The sequence below is a fragment of the Nocardioides sp. JCM 18998 genome (assembly GCF_055391535.1).
The window spans coordinates 2,689,312-2,709,686 of record NZ_AP043886.1 but is presented as its reverse complement, the minus strand read 5'-3'; the positions used below and the strand labels follow the sequence as shown (position 1 = coordinate 2,709,686).

18 protein-coding genes and 1 tRNA gene are annotated in these 20,375 nt (G+C 71.4%); 6 read left to right on the top strand and 13 right to left on the bottom strand.

Annotated features, from left to right (window positions below; translation table 11 throughout):
* Positions 1 to 65 precede the first annotated feature (65 nt).
* Complete coding sequence (locus ACZ5L9_RS12640; RefSeq protein ID WP_464528203.1) at positions 66 to 3,554, bottom strand: bifunctional proline dehydrogenase/L-glutamate gamma-semialdehyde dehydrogenase; 3,489 nt, start codon at positions 3,552 to 3,554, stop codon at positions 66 to 68.
* 238 nt (positions 3,555 to 3,792) lie between these two features.
* Between ACZ5L9_RS12640 and ACZ5L9_RS12635 the strand changes: the two genes are divergently transcribed.
* Positions 3,793 to 6,039, top strand: coding sequence for an MMPL family transporter (locus tag ACZ5L9_RS12635; RefSeq protein ID WP_464528199.1), 2,247 nt, complete (start codon positions 3,793 to 3,795; stop codon positions 6,037 to 6,039).
* A gap of 65 nt (positions 6,040 to 6,104) precedes the next feature.
* Here the strand turns inward: ACZ5L9_RS12635 and ACZ5L9_RS12630 are convergent.
* The 6 genes from ACZ5L9_RS12630 to ACZ5L9_RS12605 form a co-directional block, all read right to left on the bottom strand.
* Positions 6,105 to 6,181: transfer RNA gene (locus ACZ5L9_RS12630), tRNA-Met, on the bottom strand.
* Between the two features lie 64 nt (positions 6,182 to 6,245).
* A complete protein-coding gene (locus ACZ5L9_RS12625; RefSeq protein WP_464528196.1) occupies positions 6,246 to 9,185 on the bottom strand; it encodes a UPF0182 family membrane protein in 2,940 nt (979 codons plus the stop codon).
* 49 nt (positions 9,186 to 9,234) lie between these two features.
* Positions 9,235 to 9,813, bottom strand: a complete 579-nt coding sequence (locus ACZ5L9_RS12620) for a PPA1309 family protein (protein WP_464528193.1) — start codon at positions 9,811 to 9,813, stop codon at positions 9,235 to 9,237.
* Positions 9,810 to 10,868 carry a YlbL family protein gene (locus tag ACZ5L9_RS12615; RefSeq protein ID WP_464528191.1) on the bottom strand — a complete coding sequence of 353 codons (1,059 nt, stop codon included), beginning with the start codon at positions 10,866 to 10,868 and terminating at the stop codon, positions 9,810 to 9,812. The genes ACZ5L9_RS12620 and ACZ5L9_RS12615 overlap by 4 nt, the downstream gene beginning before the upstream one ends.
* 43 nt (positions 10,869 to 10,911) lie before the next feature.
* Positions 10,912 to 11,190 (bottom strand): hypothetical protein, encoded by a 279-nt coding sequence (locus ACZ5L9_RS12610; protein WP_464528189.1) that lies wholly within the window; start codon positions 11,188 to 11,190, stop codon positions 10,912 to 10,914.
* A gap of 56 nt (positions 11,191 to 11,246) precedes the next feature.
* Positions 11,247 to 11,666, bottom strand: a complete 420-nt coding sequence (locus tag ACZ5L9_RS12605; RefSeq protein ID WP_464528186.1) for a molybdenum cofactor biosynthesis protein MoaE — start codon at positions 11,664 to 11,666, stop codon at positions 11,247 to 11,249.
* Positions 11,667 to 11,715: 49 nt separating this feature from the next.
* Here ACZ5L9_RS12605 and ACZ5L9_RS12600 point away from each other — a divergent pair, with 49 nt between their 5' ends.
* From ACZ5L9_RS12600 to ACZ5L9_RS12590, 3 genes are read left to right on the top strand one after another with little or no spacing between them, the layout of a single operon-like run.
* Complete coding sequence (locus tag ACZ5L9_RS12600) at positions 11,716 to 13,077, top strand: zinc-dependent metalloprotease (protein ID WP_464528182.1); 1,362 nt, start codon at positions 11,716 to 11,718, stop codon at positions 13,075 to 13,077.
* Positions 13,074 to 13,625 (top strand): NUDIX hydrolase, encoded by a 552-nt coding sequence (locus ACZ5L9_RS12595; protein ID WP_464528179.1) that lies wholly within the window; start codon positions 13,074 to 13,076, stop codon positions 13,623 to 13,625. The genes ACZ5L9_RS12600 and ACZ5L9_RS12595 overlap by 4 nt, the downstream gene beginning before the upstream one ends.
* A 10-nt stretch (positions 13,626 to 13,635) precedes the next feature.
* Positions 13,636 to 14,064 carry a type II toxin-antitoxin system PemK/MazF family toxin gene (locus ACZ5L9_RS12590; RefSeq protein ID WP_464528177.1) on the top strand — a complete coding sequence of 143 codons (429 nt, stop codon included), beginning with the start codon at positions 13,636 to 13,638 and terminating at the stop codon, positions 14,062 to 14,064.
* A gap of 73 nt (positions 14,065 to 14,137) precedes the next feature.
* On the opposite strand, the gene ACZ5L9_RS12585 is transcribed toward ACZ5L9_RS12590, so the two are convergent.
* Positions 14,138 to 14,674, bottom strand: coding sequence for a M48 metallopeptidase family protein (locus ACZ5L9_RS12585; protein WP_464528174.1), 537 nt, complete (start codon positions 14,672 to 14,674; stop codon positions 14,138 to 14,140).
* 9 nt (positions 14,675 to 14,683) lie between these two features.
* On the bottom strand, positions 14,684 to 15,754 hold the full coding sequence (locus tag ACZ5L9_RS12580; protein ID WP_464528172.1) for a PHP domain-containing protein: 1,071 nt from the start codon (positions 15,752 to 15,754) through the stop codon (positions 14,684 to 14,686).
* Between the two features lie 512 nt (positions 15,755 to 16,266).
* Here ACZ5L9_RS12580 and ACZ5L9_RS12575 point away from each other — a divergent pair.
* Together ACZ5L9_RS12575 and ACZ5L9_RS12570 are read left to right on the top strand one after the other, a co-directional pair.
* Positions 16,267 to 16,425, top strand: a complete 159-nt coding sequence (locus ACZ5L9_RS12575; RefSeq protein WP_017934894.1) for a DUF5679 domain-containing protein — start codon at positions 16,267 to 16,269, stop codon at positions 16,423 to 16,425.
* Between the two features lie 116 nt (positions 16,426 to 16,541).
* Positions 16,542 to 17,300: a hypothetical protein gene (locus ACZ5L9_RS12570; RefSeq protein WP_464528170.1), complete on the top strand. Its 759-nt coding sequence runs from the start codon at positions 16,542 to 16,544 to the stop codon at positions 17,298 to 17,300.
* A gap of 16 nt (positions 17,301 to 17,316) precedes the next feature.
* On the opposite strand, the gene ACZ5L9_RS12565 is transcribed toward ACZ5L9_RS12570, so the two are convergent.
* The 4 genes from ACZ5L9_RS12565 to ACZ5L9_RS12550 all read right to left on the bottom strand — a co-directional run bounded on the left by ACZ5L9_RS12565 (position 17,317) and on the right by ACZ5L9_RS12550 (position 20,284).
* Positions 17,317 to 17,490, bottom strand: a complete 174-nt coding sequence (locus tag ACZ5L9_RS12565) for a hypothetical protein (RefSeq protein ID WP_464528169.1) — start codon at positions 17,488 to 17,490, stop codon at positions 17,317 to 17,319.
* A gap of 55 nt (positions 17,491 to 17,545) precedes the next feature.
* A complete protein-coding gene (locus ACZ5L9_RS12560; RefSeq protein WP_464528167.1) occupies positions 17,546 to 17,845 on the bottom strand; it encodes a WhiB family transcriptional regulator in 300 nt (99 codons plus the stop codon).
* 100 nt (positions 17,846 to 17,945) lie between these two features.
* Positions 17,946 to 18,104 (bottom strand): hypothetical protein, encoded by a 159-nt coding sequence (locus tag ACZ5L9_RS12555; RefSeq protein WP_464528165.1) that lies wholly within the window; start codon positions 18,102 to 18,104, stop codon positions 17,946 to 17,948.
* A 128-nt stretch (positions 18,105 to 18,232) separates the two neighbouring features.
* Positions 18,233 to 20,284: an ATP-dependent helicase gene (locus tag ACZ5L9_RS12550; protein WP_464528163.1), complete on the bottom strand. Its 2,052-nt coding sequence runs from the start codon at positions 20,282 to 20,284 to the stop codon at positions 18,233 to 18,235.
* Between the last annotated feature and the right edge of the window lie 91 nt (positions 20,285 to 20,375).

Here is a 20,375-nt window from a genome sequence, read left to right as displayed (position 1 = left end):
TCCATCACCCACCACCCGTTCCTCTGCCGTTCACGTCCCACTATAAACGGGGATTCATTCCCCGCTTATTCCCCGGCGGCGCCGGGGACGATGCCCGGTGGGCAGCTGCGGTCACCGACAGCAACCAGCCGACGAGCGAGCCGCGTCGGCGATCCGAAGCGGTGCGCCGTGACGGCGATCGCCTGCTCATGCAGGAACGTCAGCAGCTCGACGCGGCCCGCCTCGACCACCGGCTGCGCGTAGAGCGCGATGTCGACGCGGCCGTTGCTCGCCCGCGCGAACCCGGACCGCGAGCCCCCGATGAGCCGGACCCGGGACGGCGCCCGGTCGCCGCGAAGGGTCGCGGCCCATGCCTCGGCATCCTGGACCAGGAAGCGCGCTCCCGCAGCGGCGACGATCCGGTCCGCTGGGTCCGGGAGTGCCGCAGCGACGGACACCGTCACCTCCGCGGCCGCCGCGACGCCGGCAGCCAGCACCCGCAGCATCGCGGCGACGCCCCCCGGGGCGTCCGACTCGAGGCGGATCGTCACGGGTACGGGCAGGTGCCGCAGGACGTTGCGCTCCGCCATCAGCGCACTGACGTCACGGGCCCGGCCGTACTCCTCACGCCAGGCGACGGCATCCGATCCGGCACCGCGCGCGATCACGCCGTCACCGTCCAGGCCGGCCGCCGCCTCGACGAGGGCGCGTACGGCCGGCGACGGCTGCTCGAGCACGACGGCTCTGTCCGTCCGCCAGTCGGACAGGCCGAACAGGTAGTGGGGGCCGCCCGCCTTCGTGCCCGCCCCCACCGCCGACCTCTTCCACCCACCGAAGGGCTGACGCCGCACGATCGCGCCCACGGTCGTGCGGTTGACGTACAGGTTCCCGGCCTCGACGCGCTCGATCCAGGACTCGATCTCGTGCCGGTCGAGGGAGTGGAGCCCTGCGGTGAGGCCGTACGCGACCTGGTTCTGGATCGCGATCGCCTCGTCGAGGTCCGGCGCCGTGATGAGGCTCAGGACGGGGCCGAAGTACTCGACGAGATGCGACTCCGATCCGGGTACCACGCCCGCCTTCACCCCGGGCGACCACAGCCTGCCCTCGCTCCCGTCGAGCCGCCTCGGCTCGACCAGCCAGGACTCGCCGGGCGCCAGCGTGGTCAGCGCGCGCAGCAGCTTGCCGGACGCGGGCTCGACCAGCGGCCCGACCTGTGACGTCGCATCGCTGGGATCGCCGACCCGGAGGGAGCGCACCGCGTCGACGAGCTGCTCGCGGAAGCGCCGCGAGGTCGCCACCGATCCCACCAGGATCGCCAGCGAGGCGGCCGAGCACTTCTGGCCCGCGTGCCCGAAAGCCGAGGCGACGAGGTCCTTCACCGCGAGATCGAGGTCGGCGCTGGGGGTGATGACGATGGCGTTCTTGCCCGACGTCTCGGCCAGGAGCCGCAGATCGGGACGGAACGAGCCGAAGAGCTCCGCGGTCTCGTACGCGCCGGTCAGGATCAGCCGATCGACGAGCGGGCTCGCGACCAAAGCCCGCCCGGCCTCGTTCTCCGGGACGTGCACGAGCCGCAGCACCTCGCGTGGCACGCCGGCGGCCCAGAGCGCCTCGGCGAGGACGGATCCGCAGCGCCGGGCCTGCGGTGCCGGCTTGATCACCACCGCGGAGCCGGCCGCGAGCGCGGCCGCCATCCCTCCGGTCGGGATCGCGAGCGGGAAGTTCCACGGTGGGACCACCACGGTGAGGCGCACCGATACGTGCGTCGCACCGTCCACGGCGTCGAGCTCCGGCGCCAGGGAGGCGTAGTAGCGGAGGAAGTCGATCGCCTCGGAGACCTCCGGATCCGACTGGTCGACCGTCTTCCCGCACTCCGATCCGGCGACCTCGATGAGCTCGCCGCGGCGTCGCTCGAGCTCGACCGCCGCCGCCCGCAGGACGGCCGCGCGCTCCCGAGCGGGACGCGCACCCCAGGCCGTACCGGCCGCCTGCGCCTGGGCCAGGATCGCCTCGACGCCCGCGACGTCGGACACCGTGTGCTGCTCGACCGACCGCACTCCCAGCGTCGAGGACGGCATCCGGGCCAGGATCTCCCGGGCCCATGCCCGGTTCCCGGGCAGCGACGGGTCGCTGTCGGGGGTGTTGGCGAAGCCGGGCCCCGGGGCGGCGGTCGGTGGCTCACGACGGTCCTGGGTACGGTTCGGTGCCGGCACCAGGTCGTCCACTCGCGCGAGCGAGGCCACGAAGCGCTCCCGCTCCCGCGCATAGAGCGTCGGCGACGTGTCCAGGTCGCCGATGGCCGACATGAAGTTCTCGGCGCTGGCGCCCTCCTCGAGACGGCGTACGAGGTAGGCGATCGCGGTGTCGAAGTCCTCCGGGTGCACCACCGGGACGTAGAGCAGCAGCCCACCGACGCTCGCGCGTACGGCCTCCGCCTGTCCCTCGGCCATGCCGAGCAGCATCTCGACGTCGATCCGTTCCCGGACCCCGCGCCGGCCCGCCAGGATCCAGGCGTACGCGATGTCGAACAGGTTGTGCCCCGCGACGCCCACCCGGACGTTGGCGGTGCGCTCGGGCACGAGCGCGTAGTTGAGCACCTTCTTGTACGAGGTGTCGGTCTCCTGCTTCGAGCCCCAGGTGGCCAGTGGCCAGCCGCTGAGCGAGGACTGGACGCGCTCCATCGGAAGGTTCGCACCCTTGACCAGGCGGACCTTGATCGCCGCTCCCCCACGCGCCCGGCGGGCGGCCGCCCACTCCTGGAGCCGGATCATCGCTCCCAGCGCGTCGGGCAGATAGGCCTGAAGCACGATCCCTGCCTCCAGGGTGAGGAGCTCGGGTCGGTCCAGCAGGCGGGTGAAGACCTCGAGCGTGATGTCGAGGTCCTGGTGCTCCTCCATGTCGAGGTTGATGAACGTCGGGCTCGATGACGCCCCCGCCTCCCGGTAGAGCGGGAGGAGACGCTCGACTGCGTGCTCCACGGCTTCGTCGTGGGCCCACGGTGCGTGCGGCGCGACCGCCGCGGAGACCTTGATCGAGACGTAGTCGACGTCGGGGCGCCGCAGCAGGCGCCGGGTCCTCTCGAGCCGGCGATCCGCCTCCCGCTCACCGAGGACCGCCTCCCCCAGCAGGTTGATGTTGAGCCGGACGCCGCGTTCGCGGATGCGGGCGATGGACGCGCCCAGGCGCGCGTCGCTGGCGTCGATCAGCAGGTGCCCGACCATCCGGCGCAGGACCCTGCGCGCAACCGGGACGACGAACCCCGGCGCGACGTGCGAGGCGAGCGCACCGGCGCGCAGCGCGGCCTTCTGGTGCCACGGCAGGAACCGCGGGGTGATGGCGACCAGCTCGCGCAGCGAGCGGGCCGCCACGCGCGCATCCTCCGGTCGGACGACCCGGTCGACGAAGCCCACGGTGAACGCGAGCCCGTTCGGATCCTTGAGCACGTTGGCCAGGCGTCCGGCGGAGGCGTGCACCGGCATCGTGGCCGCGGCGGCGAGCCATGCCCGCACCTGTGCATCGACCTCGTCGACCAGCTGCGGGTCGGACTCGGTGGTCAGTGGGGTCGGGATCGTCACCCTTCCGAGGTTTCCACTGCCGCGAGAAATAGCAACGTGGCCGGCCGCGCAGGCGCGACGCCCACCCCGGAGGTCGAGCCCACCCCGGAGGTCGAGCCCACCCCGGAGGTCGAGCCCGTCCCGGAGGTCGAGCCCACCCCGGAGGTCGAGCTTGTCGAGACCAACCCCAGCGCCGCCCGTTCCACCTCCCCAAAAGCGGTGAGGCACCCGCGGTCGGGACGCCGCTACGTTGAGGACCATGGCGTCTCCACCGGAGACGGATCCCGACCGGCCTGCGCTGGAGTCCGGCCGGCTGTACCGCCTCGGTCGTGTCTGCGCCCGCCGTGCCTGGTGGGTGATCGGGGCGTGGCTGCTCGTCGCCGTTCTGGTGATGGTGGGTCGCGCGACGTTCGGCGGCAGCTACCTCGACGACTTCAACCTCCCCGGGACGCAGTCCCAGGCCGGCGCTGACCTGATCACCGCGCACGACCCCGCCTTCGGCGCGAACACCGGCCAGGTGGTCTTCTCGGTGTCCACCGGGTCGGTCGCCGAGCAGCAGAGCGCGATCGAGTCGGCGGTCAAGGCGATCGGCCAGATCCCGCACGTGGTCGCGGTGAGCGACCCGCTCGCCGCGGCGACCACGTCGAGGGACGGCACCGTCGCGTACGCGACCGTCCACTTCGACGAGAACCCGCTCAAGCTCGGTGAGACCACGGTGGACAGGATCGACCACGCCGTCGCGCCCGTCCGCGCCGCCGGCGTCCACGTCGACTACGGCGGCCCGCTCGGCCAGGCGGCCAAGCCGGACGCCTCGGAGCTCGGCGAGCTGGTGGGCATCCTGGCGGCGATCCTGGTCCTGCTCATCGGTTTCGGGTCGGTGTACGCCGCCGGCCTGCCGATCCTGAGTGCGGTCGTGGGTGTGGTCACCGGGCTGGGGGTCCTGTCCTTCCTCGCCGCCGCCACCACGTTCGCCTCGGTCTCGCCGACGCTCGCGCTGATGATGGGGCTCGGCGTCGGCATCGACTACGCATTGTTCCTGACCACCCGCCACCGCCAGTTGGTCATGGACGGCCACGACCCGGTCGAGGCGGCCGCGCACACGGTGTCGACCAGCGGCCGGGCCGTCATCACCGCGGCGGTGACGGTGATGCTGGCGATGTTCGGGCTCTACGCCTCGGGCCTGGCCTTCATCGGCAAGCTCGGCCTGGCCGCCGCGACGACCGTGTGCGTCGCGGCCATCGCCGCTGTCACGCTGGTCCCGGCCCTCCTCGGTGCCGCGGGTCGCGGGATCGATCGGCTGCACGTCCGCACGCCCGTCGCCGAGCAGAGCTCCGGCGGCGGGGAGGGCGCCTGGCACCGGTACGCCGAGCGCGTCGGTGCCCATCCGTGGCACTTCCTCATCGGCGGCCTGCTCCTCCTGGCGATCCTGATCGTGCCGCTCTTCTCGATGCGGCTCGGCCACGTCGACGCCGGCGCGGACCCGTCGGACTGGACGTCGCGGCGGGCGTACGACCGCATCGAGCGGGGCTTCGGCGTGGGCGCGAACGGCCCGCTGACGGTGGTCGTCGACCTGCCGAAGGGCACGTCGCCGGCCGACGCGACCCAGCTCGGCCAGCAGGTCACCACCGCCATCGGCGAGGCGCACGACGTGGCCAGCGTCTCCCCCGCCCAGGCCACGCCGGACGGATCGCTGCTGATCATCAACGTGGTGCCGCAGACCGGGCCGCAGGACGCGGCCACCCTGACCCTGCTCGACTCGCTGCGCTCCCAGACCCTCCCGAAGGCCCTCGCCGGCTCGGACGCCGACGGCCTGGTCACCGGTCCGGTCGCCTCGCAACTCGACTTCCGCAACAAGATCGCCGACCGGTTGCCCCTGATCGTGGTCGTGGTGATCGCGCTGGCGTTCCTGTTGCTGCTCGCGACCTTCCGCAGCCCCGTGCTCGCGCTCAAGGCGGCGGTGCTCAACCTGGTCTCGATCGGGGCGGCGTACGGCGTCCTGGTGGCCGTCTATCAGTGGGGCTGGGGGTCCTCGCTGCTCGGCGTGGGCGAGAAGGTGCCCATCGAGTCGTACGTGCCGATGATGATGTTCGCGATCGTCTTCGGCCTGTCGATGGACTATGAGGTCTTCCTGCTCTCCCGCATCCGGGAGGGCTGGCTCAAGCACCACGACAACCACGAGAGCATCGTCGAGGGGCTCTCCGCCACGGCACGCGTGATCACCTGCGCGGCGCTGATCATGGCCAGCGTCTTCTTCTCCTTCGTCGCCAACCCGAGCGTGGTGGTGAAGATGATCGCGCTCGGCCTGGGCGTCAGCGTGATCGTCGACGCGACGGTCATCCGGCTGCTGCTGGTGCCGGCCAGCATGTACCTGCTCGACCGGGCCAACTGGTGGATCCCGGCCTGGCTGGACCGGTTGCTGCCGCACCTGGACCCGGAGGGGCCTCCGCGGAAGGTGGCGAAGCCCGTCGCCGTGGCCGACCAGGAAGCGGACCCTGCCGGGCCCTAATCCCCCGGAAAGATCACCGGAGAGCAGAAGAGGATCGGATCCCTGGGGATCCGATCCTCTTCTGGTGGTAGCGGGGACAGGATTTGAACCTGTGACCTCTGGGTTATGAGCCCAGCGAGCTACCGAGCTGCTCCACCCCGCGTCGGTGAACACTACGTTACCCGCTCACCCCCACCGGGCCAAATCGAGCGGCCCGCGGGTCCGGGTCAGTCGCCCGACAGCAGCTCGGCGGCCTGGTCGACCTTCTTCTGGGCCTGGGCGAGAAGCTTCTCGCGGCGGGTGAAGTCGCCCGCCTTGCCGGCGGCGTCCGCCTGCCCGAAGAGGGACTTCGCGTCCTGGAGCAGCGCGCCGGCCGACTTCTTCCCGCCGGGACTCGAGCTCGGCGTGGTCGGCGTCCCAGAGGGCGAGGCTGGGGGTGAGGTCGAGGTCGAGGGCGAGGTCGATGGCTGCCCTCCCCCACCCGGCGCCGGCTGGGCGGTGGTGCCACCGTCGCCGCCGTTTCGCAGGGCGTCGGTCAGCGCCGCGCCCAGCGTCGGGCCGTGGCCGAGCTGCCCGTCGTAGGAGACGAGCACGTAGGCGAGCACCGGGTAGGAGGCCGCGGATCCGTTCGCCTGCAGGGCGTAGACCGGTTGGACGTACAGCAGCCCGGACTTGCCGAGCGGCACGGTCAGCAGATTGGCGTACACCGGGGCGCTGCCACTGCGCGCGAAGGCGCCGACCTTGGACGCGATCTCGGTGTTGCTCTTCAGTTGGTTCGCGACCTGCCCGGGCCCGCCGGCGTTCTGGTCGAACCCGGTGAGCAGCCGGATCGTGCCGTAGTCGTCGGAGGTCGCGTCGGAGTCGACGCTCATCACCGCGGCCAGGTTGCTGCGGCCACTGGGCACGAAGGTCGAGGACTCCGACCAGGTCTCGCGTCCGTCACCGTTGTCGAGGAACATCCGCGCGGGGGTCTGCAGGTGACCGGGCTGGCTCGGGTCCTCGGGCACCGCCCAGCGGTCCGAGCCGGCGAGGAAGCTGGTCGGGTCGGTGACGTGGTAGCGGGCCAGCTGGTAGCGCTGCACCTTGTAGAGGTCGTCGGGATAGCGCAGGTGCGAGAGGAGATCCGCCGGGATGTCCTTCTTCGGCTGCACGACCCCCGGGAAGGCGGCCTCCCACGCCTTGAGGATCGGGTCCGGGTCCCACTCGTAGAGCGTCACCGTGCCGTCGTAGGCGTCCACGGTGGCCTTGACCGAGTTGCGCATGTAGTTGATCTCGTCGGTCGGCAACGGCTGCAGCCCGGGCGTGGCCTGGGTGGCGTCGTCCAGCATCGTGTCGAGCGACTCGCGCTCGGACTCCGGGTAGTCGGCGGTGGTGGTGTAGCCGTCGACCACCCACACGATCCGACCGTCCTCGACCACCGGGTAGGGATCGTTGTCGAGGGTCAGCCACGGCGCGACCTTCTGCACGGCCGTCTTCGGGTCACGGTTGTAGAGCACCTTGGAGTCGTCGTTGACCCGCTGGCTGAGCAGGAAGCTGGCCGAGCCGAACTTCACCGCATACAGCGCCCGGCGGAACTTCGAGGCGATCGAGACGCCGCCGTCGCCGTCGTACACGGTCGAGGTCGAGGTCGACGCATCGCTGTCCTCGGCGCCGAGGTCGAGCTCGACCTCGTTCCCGCCCTGCGGAACGCCGACGACGGAGTAGTTGGGGCTGTCCTCGCCGTAGTAGATCCGGTTCTCGAGGCTGGTGCCCCCGCTGAGGTCGTCGGTCTGCGCCCACTGCACCGAGGGGCTCTCGGTGGTGTCGGTGCGGTCGCGCTGGTTCGCATAGGCCGCGATCACGCCGTTGCTGTGGGTGTAGACGGTATGGAGGTTGGTCCAGTTCTGGTCCGCCGCGTTGATGCCGGAGGTGTCCACCTCGCGCACGCCGAGGAGCACCGCGCGGTCCTTGCCGTCGACGGTGTAGTGGTCGACGTCGAGCGGGTTGGTCACCTTGTAGTAGGAGCGGACCTGCTGGGTCTGCTCGAACTGTGGCTGCACCGCCACCGGGTCGGCGATCGGCACGGACGAGGCCTGCTGGTCGAGGCCGCGCGCACTCGCCGTGGCGGCATCCGCCTTGTCGGCGTTGGGGTCGGTGACGACGTGCTTGTCGTCGATCGCGTACGCCGTCCGTGTCGCCGTGATGTTGTCGGCGAGGTAGGAGCGCTCCTTGTCCGAGCGCGACGGATCGACCTTGACGCCCTGCACGATCGCCGGCCAGATCAGACCGAGCAGCACCGCGGAGAGGACCAGCAGCGCCAGGCCGATCGACGGCAGCTCCCAGGTGCGACGCCAGAGGTTGAGCAGGAACAGGATCGCGCAGATGACCGCGATGCCGGTGAGGATGTTCTTGGCCGGCAGCACGGCGTGGGCGTCGGTGTAGCCGATGCCGGTGAAGAGCGAGCCGTCGCTGTGCACCAGGTCGTAGCGGTCGAGCCAGTAGTCGGCCGCCTTGAAGAGCACGAACACGCCGAGCAGCACCGAGATCTGGCCCTGGGCTGAGGCGCTCATCCGGTCATGGCCGCGCAGCCGGATGCCTCCGTACAGGTAGTGCACGACGACTCCGGCGATCAGCCCGAGCGAGCTGGCGATCAGGCCGAAGTCGATCAGGAAGTGCCACCACGGCAGGTCGAAGACGTAGAACCCGGCGTCCTTGTGGAAGTGCGGGTCCTTCTGGCCGAAGCTCCCGCCGTGTCGCCACAGCAGGTATGTCCGCCAGCGCCCGGCCGCGGAGACGCCGGCGAAGATGCCGATCAGGCCGCTGATGCCGAGGGTCAGCACCATCCGCGCCGGCGCGATGGCGTCGCGGTAGCGGACCAGGTTGGTGTCCTCCTCGGTGCCGGTGAAGAACGGCCGGGACCGGAAGGCGAGGAACATCGACAGCCCGACGACCGCCCCCATCAGCAGCCCGAAGACCGCGAACAGCCCGATCTTGGTCCAGAACAGCGTGGTGAAGACGTGACCGGCGTGGACCGAGTCGTACCAGAGATGGTCGGTGTAGAAGGCGGTGAAGCGGTTGATCAGCACGATCAGGAGCACGAGCGCCGCCACGCTGATCAGCAGGATCCGCGTCCGGCCGGATCCGCGAGGAGCCAGCTCGACGGATTCCTCGTCGTAGTGCTCGCTCATGCGGCGTCCCCGCTCGGAGCGGAGCGCAGCGAGCATCCGCGTGGGGTGCTCACGCGTCGCTCTCCAGGCTGGCCACCAGCAGCTGGGTCAGCTGTGGCACGAGGTCGGCTCCCCCGACCACCGAGGCGGCGTCGTCGTGGGAGCGCAGCCTCAGCGCCGTGTACGTCGCCCCGGCGCGGGTGGCCCCGGCGATGATCCGGACCTCCTGGCGCTCCGGGTGGCTGGCGGCGTACTCGGCCGCCGCCTCGGGGTCAGCAGGGATCGCTGCGTCGGCATCCGGCGGCAGCACGAGCCGCTCGACGACGGCCGCGCAGCCGACCACGTCGTCGGGCCACACGATGGTGGGCAACACGTCCTCCAGCCGTACGCCCGCAGCGAGCTGGTCCTGCTCGACCGGCGTGAGCGAGCCCTGCGCCGAGGAGGAGTCCAGCCCCATCAGCTTGGCGAGCGCCGGCTCCTGGGCGACCAGGGCGGCGGTGTCGACCAGTGCGTAGAGCCGGGCGGATCGGTCCCAGCCCTCCCCGGCGACGTGCTCCTCGATCTCCAGCACCGCGTGCGCGAGCGCCGGGTCGGTGTCGTCCAGCTCGGCGCCGAGCTCGATGTTCTCGCTCTCGTCGTACTCGCTCATGAGGCCCTCCCACAGGTCGGAAGCTTCGCGTCGGGGTTCTTCGCCCAGGCCTCGATCGAGTCCACGGCGGAGTCCATGGTGTCGACCTTCACCAGGCGCATGTCGCCGTGGTCGGCGCCGACGGCGTCGGCACAGTTGGAGGCCGGCACGAGGAAGAGCTTCGCGCCGTCGTGCAACGCCGCGGGGATCTTCTGCTGGATGCCGCCGATCGGCCCCACCGAGCCGTCCGGCGAGATCGTGCCGGTACCGGCGATCGCCTTGCCGTCGGTCATCGAGCCGGGCGTCAGGGTGTCGTAGATGGCCAGGGAGAACATCAGCCCGGCGCTCGGGCCGCCGATCGCCGGGTCGATGTCGACGTTGACGTCGAAGGGCAGCTCGTAGCCGATCCCGACCGAGACGCCGAGGTAGGGCTTGCCGTCCTTGGTGCCCGGCTTGAACGAGACGGTGGTCTGCTTGCCGTCACGCATCACCGTCATCTCGACGTTCTGGCCCGGTGGCGTCGCCTGGATCGCCTTGACCGCGGCAGCGGAGGTCGAGACGTCGGCGCCGTTGACACTGAGCACCAGGTCACCCGCCTCGAGGTGCCCGTCGGCGGGCGACTTGGGAGCGACCGAGGCGATCTCGACCTTCTGCACCACCGGCAGGCCGAGCTGCTTGATGGCGACGGCCGTCGCGACGTCCTGCGAGCTGGCCATCTCGATCTGGCCCTGGGAGGTGTCGTCCTGCTCGTTGCCGGACGTGTCCGGGTAGACCGCCGAGCGCGGGTAGACCGCCGCGTCGCGGTCGAACCACGCCTGCATCAGGTCGAGCAGCCCGAGGTGGGTGTCGCGGCGGGTGACCGAGACGGTCGTCATCCGCAGCTCACCACCGTCGCGGTAGACCGGGTGGCCGGAGACCTGGATGATCGGCTTGCCGTCGGGGCTGTCCGAGCTGAGCACGTTGAGCGTCACGCCGGGCCGGTAGATGCTGTACGGGAGCGGCACCAGCCACGCGGCGAGAAGCAGCCCCAGCACGAGGATGAGCGCGGTGATAGCCGCCAAGGTGCGCTGGGTCATGGCGACACCTTCTCATTCGCGTCCAAGAGCGCGTACGCGTGCGTCAGGAAGCGCGCTTGTTCGCGGCCGAGCGCTGGCCGGACCGTTGACCCGACCGTTGGGCCGGACGGCTCGAGGGCCGGACCGCCACGCCGGTCGAGCGCTCGCGTCGCCGGGTCGTGGTGGCGTACGCCTGCTGGGGCTTGCTCAGCGCCGCGGCCATCCGCTGGACGGCGACCTCCGGGTCGACCTCGCCACGCCCCGCGCGTCCGATCCAGGAGACCCAGGCCATCGCGAGCAGCGTCACCACGACGGGCGGCACGAGCCAGAGCAGGATCTCCACGCGGCAAGAGTACGGAGAGCGCGCGGGCGTACGCGTGAGGCGCGCTGAGTACGGCCTCAGGGCGTGCCGACCCACTCGTCCGTGCCGTCGGTGAACCGCTGGTGCTTCCAGATCGGCACCGTCGCCTTCAGCGTGTCGATCAGGTCCCGCGAGGCGGCGAACGCATCGCCACGATGCCCCGCCGCGGCGGCCACGACCACGGCGATGTCGCCGATGGTGAGATCGCCGACCCGGTGGACGGCGGCGACGTCGACGCCGTGTCGCTCGGCGACCTGCTCGCAGACCTCCCGCAGCCGGTCCAGCGCGGTCGGGTGGGCGCTGTAGCCCAGCCCGGTCACGCCGACGCCGCCGTCGTGATCGCGGACCCGGCCGACGAAGACGGTCATGCCGCCGCTGGCCGGGTCGTCGAGCGCGGCGCAGACCTCGGCCACGTCCAGAGGAGTCTCGCGGATGTCGACCAGTCGTACGGCGCTCACGCAGGACAGCGTAGAGGCGGGCTATCGGCCACCGCGTACCGTTGTGCCCATGAGCGACACCCCCGGCCAGAACCCGGGCCCCGAGGACCCCCAGGAGCCCCAGAACCCGTTCAAGGGCACCCCGTTCGAGGGTCTGTTCGGGCCCGGACCGTTCCCGGGCGGCCTGCCCGGGATGCCCGCCGGCATGCCCGACCTGAGCCACCTGCTGGGCCAGATCCAGTCGATGATGCAGCCCTACGACGGCCCCCTGAACTGGGAGGTCGCGCTCGACACGGCCCGCAAGACCGCCGCCGCGACCCCGGACCCCTCGCCGACCCAGAAGCAGAAGGACGCCGTCGCAGACGCCGTCCGGCTCGCGGACCACTGGCTCGAGGAGAGCACCGCCTTCCCCTCGGGCGTGATCAACGCGACCGCCTGGAGCAAGGCCGAGTGGATCGTCGAGACCGCCCCGGTGTGGAAGCAGCTCGTGGAGCCGGTCGCGGAGTCGTCGGTCGGGTCGCTCTCCAACGCGCTGCCGCCGGAGATGGCGGCGATGGCCGGCCCGATGGCGGGCTTCCTCGGCAAGGCCGTCGGCGCGATGCTGGCCAACCAGACCGGCTCCGGCCTGGGCGCGCTCGCCGGCGAGGTGCTGAGCCTCGGTGAGATCGGCGTCCCGCTCGGCGCCCCCGGCCGGGCGGCCCTGCTGCCCGCCAACATCGCCCCCTTCGCCGAGGGGCTCGGCGTCGCCGAGGACGACGTGCTGCTCTACCTCGCCCTGCGCGAGGCCGCCCACCAGCGGCTGTTCGCCGGTGTGCCGTGGCTGCGCGAGCACCTGATCGGCGCGGTGCGCGACTACGCCGCCGGCGTCGAGATCAACCTCGAGGCGATCCAGGAGCGGGTCGAGGAGCAGATGCGCGGCGTGGACATGAACAACCCGGAGTCGCTGCAGCACCTGCTCGAGAACGGCATGTTCGAGCTGCCCAAGTCCGCCAAGCAGCAGGCCGCGCTCGAACGGCTCGAGATCGCGCTCGCGCTCGTCGAGGGCTGGGTCGACGAGGTCGTCACACAGGCCACGGCGGAGCGGATGCCGGCCGCGACCAAGCTCCAGGAGGCCGTACGCCGTCGTCGTGCCGCGGGTGGCCCGGCCGAGCAGGTCTTCGCGAACCTGGTCGGCCTGGACCTGCGCCCGCGCCGGCTGCGCGACGCCGCCACCCTGTGGGGCTCGCTGCGCACCCGCCAGGGCATCGAGGCCCGCGACGGCGTGTGGATGTCGCCGGCCCTGCTGCCGACGTCGGCCGACCTGGACGACCCGCTGGGCTTCCGTGAGGGCGCGGAGCGACCCGACGCGCTCAACGAGGCCGACTTCGACGCCGAGCTGCGCAAGCTTCTCGAAGGCGGCGGAGCCTCCGGCGACACCTCCGACGCCGAGTGAGCGGCCCTGCCCCGAGGAGCCTGCACGGTGACGCGCTCGAGCTCCTGACCGGGTGGACCGCGCCCACCGCCGCGCAGGACGCGCTGCGGCAGCGCTACACGTCCTACCTCGAGGGCCGCGCGTCCGGCGTCCTTCGGGAGGACCGGCCACACCACCTGACGGCCTCCACGCTCGTGCTGTCGGCCGAGCGCGACGCCGTCCTGCTGACGCTGCACACCAAGGCACAGCGCTGGTTCCAGTTCGGTGGACACCTCGAGCCGGGCGACGCCTCGTTGCTGGCGGCCGCGACGCGGGAGGCGACCGAGGAGTCGGGTCTGGACGGGCTGGAGCTCGACCCCGTGCCGGTGCAGCTCAGCGACCACGCGGTGCCGTTCTGCGGGGACGGCGTCCACCACTACGACGTACGGTTCGTCGCGATCGCCCCGCCCGGCGGCGTGCACGCGGTCTCGGAGGAGTCGATCGACGTGCGGTGGTTCGGGCTCGACGAGCTGCCCACCGAGGACCCCGACATGCTCGAGCTCATCGACCTCGCGCTGCGTCGCCGCTAGCCTCACCGTCGTGCGCAGCCTGCTCGACCTCCTGCTCCCGCGGCGCGCCGGCCGCGATCGGATCTACTACGCCCCCAGCCGCGACGGCCGGCCCGAGCCGGGCGAGGTGTGCTGGGCGTGGGTGCCGTACGAGGAGGACGCGTCACGCGGCAAGGACCGCCCGGTCCTGGTGGTGGGCACGCGTGGCAGGCGCTGGCTCGCGCTGATGCTGACCAGCAAGGACCACGACCACAGCGCCGTGCGGCAGGAGCGTGACGGGGTCGCGATCGACCACTTCGGGCACCGCTGGCTCGACATCGGCACCGGTGGGTGGGACCGCGAGCACCGGCCGAGCGAGGTCCGGCTCGATCGGCTCCTGGTGCTCGACGACGTACGCCGCGAGGGCGCGGTGCTCGACCGGGCCCTCTTCGACCGGGTGATCGCGGCGGCCGGCCTGTAGCGATGTCGCGCCTGGCTTCCGTGCGACGTGACTCCTCGAGCCGCAAGAAGTGACCTCTCGACGTGTCGTCGGGTCAGTCGAGGCTGTGCGGAGCGTCGGTGTTGGTGCCGTCCGCCCAGCCGGCGAGGTAGCCCTTGGCCCGTTCGGCCTGCGGGAACCGGTCGACCCAGCCCCAGAACCGCTCGTTGTGATGCGGCTCGATGAGGTGCGCCAGCTCGTGCACCAGGACGTAGTCGAGCACCCAGGACGGCATCCCCTGCAGTCGGTCGGAGAGCCGGATGGTGCGGTCGATCGGGGTGCAGGAGCCCCAGCGGCTCTTCTGGTTGCTCGTCCAACGCACCGACTCGGGGGACGCGAGCCCGCCGAAGTAGAGGTCCGAGAGACCGGTGGCGCGCTTGAGGAGGTCGGCGTCGGTCGGGTTGCGGCGCTGCTCGGAGCGCTCCACCCGGGCGATCATCGTCTCGACCCACTCAGCCTCCTGGCTGCGTGACATCGAGGCCGGGATCAGGACCACGATCCGGTCGCCGTCGCGGTAGGCGGATACCGTGCGCCGGCGCCGCGTGCTGCGGCGTACCTCCACCTCCGGCCGGGCGGGGGTGGAGGTGTCCATGCGTGCAAACTACCCGTTGGCCCAGGTCAGGAGGCGCTCGCGCGTCCACGTGTTGACGATTCTGTCGGGCTCGATACCGGCCGCCTCGGCGCGCTCGCAGCCCAGGACCAGGAAGTCGAGCTGGCCCGGGGCATGCGCGTCGGAGTCGATCGAGAACAGGCAGCCGATGTCGCGGGCGAGCTCGATCAGCCGGGTCGGCGGGTCGCGCCGCTCGGGTCGCGCGTTGATCTCGACGGCGACGGCATGCTCCGCGCAGGCCTCGAAGACCGCCTGGGCGTCGAAGGACGAGCCCGGACGGGTGCCGCGGCTGCCGGTGACCAGACGACCGGTGCAGTGACCCAGGACGTTCATCCGGGTGGTGGAGACGGCGGTGATCATCCGGCGCGTCATCGCCGCTCGGTCCATGGCGAGCTTGGAGTGCACGCTGGCGACCCGCAGGTCGAGCCGGTCGAGCATCGCGTCGGTCTGGTCCAGGCTGCCGTCGTCGAGGATGTCGACCTCGATCCCCTTGAGCAGGGTGAACCCCTCCCCGGACATCGAGCCTGTCGAGACGTGGTCGTTGATCGCCTCGATCACCGTCAGCTGCTTGCGCAGGCGCTCGGCGGAGAGGCCGTGGGCGACCTTGAGGCGTGGGCTGTGGTCGGTGAGCACGAGATACTCGTGGCCCAGCTCCATCGCCGTGAAGACCATCTCCTCGATCGGCGATCCGCCGTCGGACCAGTCCGAGTGCGAGTGCAGGTCGCCCCTGAGCCGGGACCGTAGGTCGGCGCCGCCGGCGGTGAGGGGCGCCCCGTGCTCGGCCTCGGCCCGGGCGAGACGCTCCGGTACGACGCCCTCCAGCGCCTCGGTGATCACGCTCGCGGTGCTGGCCCCGACGCCGGCGAGCTGGGTGAGGGTGCCGTCGCCGGCACGCCGTCGCAGCTCGTCCTCGTCGAGCGGGAGGATCGCCGCGACCGCCGCCCGGTATGCCTTGACCCTGTACGTGTCGGCCCGGCCCCGCTCGAGCAGGAACGCGATCCGTCGCAGGGCCGCCACCGGCCCCGCCGACCAGGCGTCGGACCCCGTCTCATGCCGCGACACGCCGCTCCTCGCCGTGGAATTTCCTCTCCACAGCCGGTGGAGAGTCGTCTTTGCAGGTCAGCGCCAGTTTAGGCGCCTGACATACGCAGCATTCCACATCCAATATCCACGCCGAGAGGGGCGTATTCCACGGATGCGACCGAGTTGTTCCCAGGTCATCCACACCTTTGTCCACAGGCTGTGCGCTACGGGCGTTGACCGGCTGCCACGCCGCTCCCTAGGTTCATGCCTAGCGAGACCCCCGGCGCCGCCGGACGTCCTTGGCAAGGGGAAGGCGAAGGACGATCCAGGCACCGGGGGTCTCTCTATGCCCGCATCCGGGAGGGCTCATTCGTCCCGTCGTCCTCTCGACGCTGGCGACACGCGGACAACACGCGTGGCGCCCCTGTTGCGCAACCGGGCCGTATGTGCCGTAGGGTCGATTCGACTGCGGCACAGGCCGCAGCTCCCGGCGGGCTTCCCCAACGACCCCGTCGCGACGACCAAAGAACACAGACATTGAGGAGGCCGTCATGGCGGAGAGCTGGAGCGGCGAGTTCTACTGCGTCAAGTGCAAGGAGAAGCGCGAGGCGACCGGTGAGATCAAGGTGAACGACAAGGGCACCAAGATGGCCAAGGCCGTCTGCCCCGTGTGTGGCACCAACCTCAACCGGATTCTCGGCAAGGCCTGAGCCTTCGAGGTTTCTCACCGTGGCCCCGTCGACCTGCTGGTCGGCGGGGCCATGGTTCATCTCGGGCCTGTGGATAGCGCCGGACGCGGTGGACCGATCCGTGTGACAGTGACGGGGTGAGCCCCCGTCTGCGCCCCGGCGTGGTGGTCGTCCGGCGCGACGATCACCACCTGCAGGCGGGCCTGCAACCGCCCCATCGGGTGGTGCTGCCCGATGTGCCCGAGATCCGGGGGCTGCTCGATGCGATGGAACGGGGTCGGCCGATCGGCCACCCGAAGCCCGAGTCGGCGCACGCGCTGGCGCTGCTCGCGCACGCCGACCTCCTGGTGTCCGAGCCCGACGACGGCTCCGCCGCGAGCGTCGCCCTGGTGGGACCGCGCTCCCTCGTCGGCGCGGCGACCCCGCTGCTGCGGACGGCCGGCATCGCTGTCAGTGATCGGGCGCAGGTGCGCCTGCTGCTGGCCTACGGCGCGCTCCCCCGCGACCGGGCCGATCCGCTGGTCCGCGACGGGATCGCCCACCTCGCAGCCGTGGTGACCCCGTGGGGCTGGGAGGTCGGGCCGTTCGTGCTGCCCGGCGAGACGGCCTGTCTGCGCTGCGTGGACGCCGCCCTGGCCGATCACGACCCGCGTCATGGGGTCGTGGTCGACCAGGTCGCTCGCGCGGCCGTGCCGGCGGTCCCCAGCGCCGCCCTGCAGACGCTCACCCTCGGCTGGATCGCGCGGGACCTGCTGACGTACGCCCGTGGCGAACGGCCGTCGACCTGGTCGGCGACCGTACGGCTCGCGGAGACGCCCGGCGAGGAGCCGGTCAGCGAGCGGCGCTGGCTGCGACACCCGCACTGCGGGTGCGCCTGGGATGCGCTCACCGGCTGACCGGACTCCTCGGCCCTCAGATCAGGCGCGCCAGGGCGAGGCGGGTCCTGAGCCCGAATCGCTCCGCCCGGGTCACCCGAAAGACACGGTGCTGCAGGTGCGGCGCCTCTCCCAGGCGCCCGGGCTGTTGCGCGCGCGAGAGTTCCTGGGGAAGCAAGGCGGTGCTGCTCAGCGGGGTGTTGATCATCATGGTCGTTCCTTCGTGTCCTGGGTACTGCTGGATGGTTGGTGGGATGGAGTGCGGATCAGGCGGCGACGGGGTGCTTGCGCGGGCGGCCCCGCGGGCGCTTGCGCGGGATCACGGCGCCTTGCAGGAAGAGCTCGCCTCCCCACACGCCCCACGGCTCGCGACGGCTGAGGGCGCCGGCCAGACAAAGGGTCTGGACCGGGCACGCCTGGCAGAGTGCCTTGGCGAACTCGACGTCCGAGGGCGACTCGGCGAACCACAGCTCGGGGTTGTTCACCCGGCACGGCATCAGCTCCTCGTCGACCAGGTCGGCCTGGTCGTGCAGCTCACCGAGCGAGGGCTCGAGTACGGCGGTCATGTGTTTACCTCCTCTCGGTGGTGTCGTGGCGGGTGGGAGAAACAGAAAGGCCGCGGATCCCGTTTCGGGTTCCGCGGCCTGGAGGCGTCTCGGCTGTCTCTCAACAGTCGGGCGATCTCCAGGAGCGGGAACCTTCGCGCGTGCGCTTACCCTGGATGGTCACGTCGGACCACACGTGCGTGTAAAGCGCGGCGCAGGCGGCGAACGGCATGCCAAAGGCGGGCGTCGTGGCCAGCGTGTTGAACGTGGACGTGGTCATCGAGACAGCCTCCTTCGGTTGCTTCGCGTGCGAGTGGATAGGGGAACGGTATCCCGCCTCGTCGTGAGGCGGCAAACGATTAAACGCATGTTTTTCGTCGATTTCCGGCCACGGCCGTCGAGACGTCGTCAGGCGGAGGTCGAGATCAGCGCCAGCACGTCCTCGCCGTACGCATCGAGCTTGGCCCGGCCCACGCCGTTGATCCGGAGCAGGTCGGCGATGCTGCCCGGCTTCGACTCCGCGATCGCCTCGAGGGTGGCGTCGGTGAAGACGGTGAAGGCGGGCTTGTTGCCGGCCGCCTCGCGACGCCACTCCCGCAGCCGCTCGAAGAGCTCCTCGTCATAGGCGGCCGGGCAGTCCTCGTGCCGGCCGCGGCTCTTCTCGCCGGCGGTGCCGAGCGGACGACCGCAGGTCTTGCACATCCGGGCCCGCCGGTTGGCCGACGGCGCGGACTCGGGGCGCGCGGAGGCGGGCAGCAGCGGGTCGAGGAAGCGGGATGGCTTGCGGGACCCGCGACCGCCCGGCTGCCGCGCCAGCGACCAGCTGACCTGGAGGTCGATCCGGGCCCGGGTGACGCCGACGTACAGCAGGCGGCGCTCCTCCTCGACCGCTGTCGGCGAGTCGAGCGCATAGGTGATCGGCAGGGTGCCCTCCTGCAGGCCGATCAGGAAGACCGAGTGCCACTCGAGGCCCTTGGAGGAGTGGAAGCTGGCCAGCGTGACGCCCTCGGCCACCGGGGCGTGCTGCTCGGCCGCACGACGGTCGAGCTCGTCGACGAACGCACCCAGAGTGGGCGCGGGACCGGCGCCACTCCTGTCGGCACCGGCGAACTCGTGCGCCTGGTCGACCAGCGCCTGCCACGACTCCCAACGGTCGCGGGTCTGACCGCGGGCCTCCGGCGGCTGCTGCGTCCAGCCCATCCCGGCGAGGGTGCCGTGGACGGTCTCGAGCAGGTCCTCGCCCTCGCCCGAGCGGGCCGCGCCGCGCAGCCGGGTGACCGCCTCGCGCACCTCGGGACGCTCGAAGAAGCGGGCCGCGCCGCGGATGACGTAGGGGATGTTGCGCGCCGTCAGCGCCTCCTCGAACGTCTCGGACTGGGCGTTGATCCGGAAGAGGATCGCGATCTGCGACCACGGCCGGCCGGCGGCATGCAGCCGCTGGATCTCGGCGGCGACCGCGTCGGCCTCGGCCACCTCGTCGGAGCGGGCGGCGTAGGTGATCGCGGGGCCGGCCGGACGCTGGGCGCGTAGCTCGACGCCCTGGCTGGGCGAGCCCTTGAGCAGGGTGTTGGCCACGTCGACGACCTGCGGGGTCGAGCGGTAGTTGCGGACCAGCTCGACGGCCGTGGTGCCGGGGAACCGCTTGCCGAAGTCGCGCAGGTAGCGGGCATCGGCGCCGGCGAAGGAGTAGATGGTCTGGGCGGGGTCGCCGACCACGCAGATCTCGTTGCGCCCACCGAGCCACAGGTCGAGCAGCGAGGACTGGAGCGGCGAGACGTCCTGGAACTCGTCCACGACGAACCACTTGTACTGCCGGCGGACCTGTGCGGCGACCCGCTCGTCCTCGGCCAGGAGGCCGGCGGCCAGGAGGAGGACGTCCTCCATGTCCATCCGGCCCTGCTCGCGCTTGACCTCCTCGTAGCTGCCGAACACGCGTCCGACCGAGGCCGGGTCGAGGTTGGTCACCTCGCGGCCACGGCGCGGCGCGATGGCCGCGTAGTCGTCGGGGTGGACGTTGCTGACCTTGGCCCACTCGACCTCGGAGGCGAGGTCGCGCAGCAGCGCCTGGTCGGTCTGCACGCGGTTGCGCCGGGCCGCGCTGGCGAGCAGACCGATCTTGGACTCGATCAGCTGCGGCAGCTCGGTGCCGTGCACGTGGGGCCAGAAGTAGCGCAGCTGGCGCAGCGCAGCGGAGTGGAACGTCCGCGCCTGGACGGTGCCGGCGCCCATCGTCCGGAGCCGCTGCCGCATCTCCCCCGCGGCTCGGGTGGTGAACGTGACGGCGAGGATCTCGGAGGGCGCATAGACGCCCGTCGCAACGCCGTACGCGATCCGGTGGGTGATCGCACGGGTCTTGCCGGTGCCCGCGCCGGCGAGCACCCGCACCGGGCCGCGCAGCGCCTCGGCGACCTGACGCTGCTCCGGGTCGAGGGCATCGAGAAGGCTCTGCGGATCGGGCACGCGCTCACCTTAGATCGGAGCGCCGACAGTTCCGGCACGCGCCCGACGCGACGGGTGCGGGAACAACCGGCCCTCCGGATAGGTTCTTCCC